The sequence below is a fragment of the Psychrobacillus vulpis genome, from assembly GCF_006861825.1.
GTDB lineage: Bacteria > Bacillota > Bacilli > Bacillales_A > Planococcaceae > Psychrobacillus > Psychrobacillus vulpis.
In genome coordinates this window covers 1-2,367 of record NZ_VDGI01000062.1, presented here as the reverse complement: position 1 = coordinate 2,367, position 2,367 = coordinate 1, and the positions used below count along the sequence as shown (strand labels likewise).

Sequence of the window (2,367 nt, the reverse complement as noted above, 5' to 3'; positions counted from 1 at the left end):
ACTTAACCTAATTTGGTTTTCAAAAGAAAACCGTTCAATCAGTAGTTAAAAGTACTACACAAAATAAAAATCACGTTAGTGATTCTATTGAATTTCTTGAATTTGTTGCTTTCAATGTCGTTTTATCTAGTTTTCAAAGAACATTTTAAAAAGTCTTGGTGGAGCCTAGCGGGATCGAACCGCTGACCTCCTGCGTGCAAGGCAGGCGCTCTCCCAGCTGAGCTAAGGCCCCGAAATTTTAAAGGTATGGTGGGCCTAAATGGACTCGAACCATCGACCTCACGCTTATCAGGCGTGCGCTCTAACCAGCTGAGCTATAGGCCCCTTAGAATTTCCATATATGTATATGAACATTCAAAACTGAACTGCAAAACGTTAAGATACAGATAAAGATCTGTATTCCGTAATTATCCTTAGAAAGGAGGTGATCCAGCCGCACCTTCCGATACGGCTACCTTGTTACGACTTCACCCNAAAGAAAACCGTTCAATCAGTAGTTAAAAGTACTACACAAAATAAAAATCACGTTAGTGATTCTATTGAATTTCTTGAATTTGTTGCTTTCAATGTCGTTTTATCCAGTTTTCAAAGAACAAGTTTCCATAAATTAATATGGTGGAGCCTAGCGGGATCGAACCGCTGACCTCCTGCGTGCAAGGCAGGCGCTCTCCCAGCTGAGCTAAGGCCCCAAAAATTAAAAAAGGTATGGTGGGCCTAAATGGACTCGAACCATCGACCTCACGCTTATCAGGCGTGCGCTCTAACCAGCTGAGCTATAGGCCCTCTTTGAATTTTCATATATTTATATACATGAACATTCAAAACTGAACTGCAAAACGTTAAGCTACAGATAAAGATCTGTATTCCGTAATTATCCTTAGAAAGGAGGTGATCCAGCCGCACCTTCCGATACGGCTACCTTGTTACGACTTCACCCNAAAGCTCATTTTGTTTTGCTGGCATCATCATTAAATGATGTCAAAATTGTTTGCTCTCGGACTAACAAAGTTAGTCGTTCAAGCTATATGTCTTAACGTTTTGCATGTTCAGTTTTCAATGTTCATGGTGGAGCCTAGCGGGATCGAACCGCTGACCTCCTGCGTGCAAGGCAGGCGCTCTCCCAGCTGAGCTAAGGCCCCGTTTATAATTAACTGGTCGGGAAGACAGGATTCGAACCTGCGACCCCTTGGTCCCAAACCAAGTGCTCTACCAAGCTGAGCTACTTCCCGTATATATGGCGCGCCCGGCAGGAGTCGAACCCACAACCTTCTGATCCGTAGTCAGACGCTCTATCCAATTGAGCTACGGGCGCATATATTTTTTCATAAAAGTGGTGCCGAGGACCGGAATCGAACCGGTACGGTAGTCACCTACCGCAGGATTTTAAGTCCTGTGCGTCTGCCAGTTCCGCCACCCCGGCACTTAAATGAATCTTTGGAGCGGAANTGAACTACTTCCGCTCGGTTATTAAATTAAATGGTGCGGGTGAAGGGAGTCGAACCCCCACGCCTTGCGGCGCTAGATCCTAAGTCTAGTGCGTCTGCCAGTTCCGCCACACCCGCATAATTAATTTCTTTAAAAAATGGTGAGCCATGAAGGACTCGAACCTTCGACCCTCTGATTAAAAGTCAGATGCTCTACCAACTGAGCTAATGGCTCTAAAACTAAATGGTGCCGGCGAAAGGACTTGAACCCTCAACCTACTGATTACAAGTCAGTTGCTCTACCAGTTGAGCTACACCGGCAAGTGTAGAATATATGGTGGAGGATGACGGGCTCGAACCGCCGACCCTCTGCTTGTAAGGCAGATGCTCTCCCAGCTGAGCTAATCCTCCTGGGTAATAAAATCGCAATAATCTAATTTCATGAATTTATTGCAAGCCTAGCGACGTCCTACTCTCACAGGGGGAAACCCCCAACTACCATCGGCGCTGAAGAGCTTAACTTCCGTGTTCGGTATGGGAACGGGTGTGACCTCTTCGCCATCATCACTAGACCTCAATAATGAAAGACAAGTTTTATTATAACAACTCTTGTAGTAAATTACAAGGGTTTTTTTATTTTTTTTGTTCTTTCAAAACTGGATAAACGACATTTTGACAAACTAATTCTATTTGGTTAAGTCCTCGATCGATTAGTATTCGTCAGCTGCACGTGTCACCACGCTTCCACCCCGAACCTATCTACCTCATCGTCTTTGAGGGATCTTACTTACTTACGTAATGGGAAATCTCATCTTAAGGGGGGCTTCATGCTTAGATGCTTTCAGCACTTATCCCGTCCACACATAGCTACCCAGCGATGCTCTTGGCAGAACAACTGGTACACCAGCGGTGTGTCCATCCCGGTCCTCTCGTACTAAGGACA

Annotated in this window: 12 tRNA genes and 2 rRNA genes; all 14 read right to left on the bottom strand. The window is 45.1% G+C overall.

From position 1 onward, the window contains the following. Nucleotides 1-156 precede the first annotated feature (156 nt). A tRNA-Ala gene (locus FG384_RS19560) sits at nucleotides 157-232 on the bottom strand. A gap of 15 nt (nucleotides 233-247) precedes the next feature. Then, nucleotides 248-324, bottom strand: a tRNA-Ile gene (locus FG384_RS19555). Nucleotides 325-613: 289 nt separating this feature from the next. Further along, a tRNA-Ala gene (locus FG384_RS19550) sits at nucleotides 614-689 on the bottom strand. A 17-nt stretch (nucleotides 690-706) separates the two neighbouring features. Further along, nucleotides 707-783, bottom strand: a tRNA-Ile gene (locus FG384_RS19545). A gap of 280 nt (nucleotides 784-1,063) precedes the next feature. After that, nucleotides 1,064-1,139: transfer RNA gene (locus tag FG384_RS19540), tRNA-Ala, on the bottom strand. A gap of 13 nt (nucleotides 1,140-1,152) precedes the next feature. Beyond that, nucleotides 1,153-1,229 (bottom strand) — tRNA-Pro (locus FG384_RS19535). A gap of 6 nt (nucleotides 1,230-1,235) precedes the next feature. Then, nucleotides 1,236-1,312, bottom strand: a tRNA-Arg gene (locus FG384_RS19530). 19 nt (nucleotides 1,313-1,331) lie between these two features. Beyond that, nucleotides 1,332-1,420: transfer RNA gene (locus FG384_RS19525), tRNA-Leu, on the bottom strand. A 57-nt stretch (nucleotides 1,421-1,477) separates the two neighbouring features. After that, nucleotides 1,478-1,562: transfer RNA gene (locus tag FG384_RS19520), tRNA-Leu, on the bottom strand. A 21-nt stretch (nucleotides 1,563-1,583) separates the two neighbouring features. Beyond that, a tRNA-Lys gene (locus FG384_RS19515) sits at nucleotides 1,584-1,659 on the bottom strand. A gap of 10 nt (nucleotides 1,660-1,669) precedes the next feature. Then, a tRNA-Thr gene (locus FG384_RS19510) sits at nucleotides 1,670-1,745 on the bottom strand. A 14-nt stretch (nucleotides 1,746-1,759) separates the two neighbouring features. Then, nucleotides 1,760-1,835: transfer RNA gene (locus tag FG384_RS19505), tRNA-Val, on the bottom strand. Between the two features lie 45 nt (nucleotides 1,836-1,880). Further along, a 5S ribosomal RNA gene (gene rrf / locus FG384_RS19500) occupies nucleotides 1,881-1,996 on the bottom strand. Nucleotides 1,997-2,114: 118 nt separating this feature from the next. Continuing rightward, a 23S ribosomal RNA gene (locus FG384_RS19495) occupies nucleotides 2,115-2,367 on the bottom strand; the annotation flags it as partial.